We start from the raw sequence: 1,707 nt of genomic DNA, 5'->3' as shown, positions 1-1,707 counted from the left end.
GATTTCGCCCTTGTTTGCCTTTTGATGGCGCATACCATTGCGTAGCAGGATCAAACCAAATGGCAATATTTCCGCGACTCATGAGTGCTCGGTTATATGCGGGCCAATTGGTTGTGCGGTAGATTTTCTGTGTAGGCTTATTCATTTGGAAATTATATCGCTGAAAAAGCCTTTACAGATAGGTTTGTGCAACAAAGCCGTTGTTAATCGCCAAATTGAAAAAATTTTGGGGACCATTAATGAAAAATAAAGTTTATTCTTTGCAAAATAATGTAGCTATCTTTGACTATTATTCACTCACAAAAGAAAAACCTATATTCTTACAAGCACAAAATATTCCTTTCTTATTTTATCCAAATGGCGTTCCATGTTTTGAAGCTAATGCTTATATGCTTCACCTTTTCAAACAAAACCTATCCACCTTACATGGAGGAAGTTTATTAACTTACGCAACTTTGATTAGCCATTTTATTAAATTCTATTATGCCTTAAACCATAAATGCTTACTTACTAATTTAACTAATAACCACTTTACCAATTTTATCCATTCTTTAAGTTCAGATGAAAGAAGTAGTAGTCAGATAAGAAGAATAGGAAAACAGACAATTGATTTTTTAATTTTTATATCAAATTTATATTCAAAACCTAGCCTTATTGGTGTAGGCAATAATTTTCAAATTAAATTAATATTATCTAAAAAAGCAAACCGTAAGAAGAATCCATATAAAGATAAGTCTACTCACTCATATACTCATTTGTCCTTTCCTACTACTCAATTAAGCAACCCACAGTCCCCTATTTCATTAACTAATATAAATAAATTACGAGAACAAATTAGAAAGAATATGAATTATGGGTGTGTATTAAGAAATCTTTGTATTCTAGATCTTTTTCAAATCACTGGAGCTAGAAGAAGTGAAGCTATATTTCTTACAGTAGAGGATGTATATGATGCCTTGAATAGTAATGATTCTGTTCCTCTTCTTACTTTAAGGACTTTAAAACGTAGGGATACGATTACATATCGAAAGATACCAGTCCCTAAAAACTTTTTACTAAATATTTCTAGATATATTAGGAATATTCGTAATAAAATAATTCGTAATAAAAATATTAAAGATCATGGGTTTGTTTTTATTTCTCATACTACCGGAAAGAAAATTTCATCTGATACTCTTACCACTTATTTAAATAATTGGTCACGTGATGCAGAAATTTCCCCACCTGCCCATGCTCACCAATTTCGTCATAGATTCATTACAGAAAAATTCAAATCATTAATAAAAGAACATAATAAAAATAATTCAGATGAATTTAGAAAGAACCTAATTTCAGACGAAGTTTTAAAACAAGAAGTTCTACAATGGACAGGACATTCTCAAATTGATTCACTTTCTCCATATCTGCATTTAGCTGTAATAGAACTTGCTGGAATTACAAATGCTTGTATTAGCTCTACAGCTTCAATGAATGCTGAATATGATGAAATGCAATTATACGAAATTATTGAGGATTACAAATTAGGGAAAATTGATAAATGTGAATTAGAAACTTTTTTAAAAAATTTCAAAATTATTATTGGTAATCCCCCCTAAAAATAAAAGGATCTAAAAGTAGAATTTTCTCTTAAGATACGAGCAGGAGATTCTGCATGAAAACATCTAAATTTACTGACAGCCAGATCATATCCATTTTAAAACAGGCGGA

At 30.5% G+C, this 1,707-nt stretch carries 1 protein-coding gene and 1 pseudogene; one reads left to right on the top strand and one right to left on the bottom strand.

Annotated features, from left to right (window positions below):
- Positions 1-145: pseudogene (locus FTT84_RS17715) on the bottom strand (IS5/IS1182 family transposase); the annotation flags it as partial.
- A gap of 94 nt (positions 146-239) precedes the next feature.
- Here FTT84_RS17715 and FTT84_RS17710 point away from each other — a divergent pair.
- Positions 240-1,595: a site-specific integrase gene (locus FTT84_RS17710; protein ID WP_052024210.1), complete on the top strand. Its 1,356-nt coding sequence runs from the start codon at positions 240-242 to the stop codon at positions 1,593-1,595.
- The last annotated feature ends 112 nt before the right edge of the window (positions 1,596-1,707 follow it).

The organism is Acinetobacter sp. YH01019 (assembly GCF_013420285.1).
GTDB classification, from domain to species: domain Bacteria; phylum Pseudomonadota; class Gammaproteobacteria; order Pseudomonadales; family Moraxellaceae; genus Acinetobacter; species Acinetobacter gandensis.
This window is presented reverse-complemented; position numbering and strand designations above follow the sequence as displayed.

What these genes read in the sequence shown, in the direction of transcription:
- FTT84_RS17710 (WP_052024210.1), top strand. Translation starts at nt 240, where the DNA reads ATGAAAAATAAAGTTTATTCTTTGCAAAATAATGTAGCTATCTTTGAC.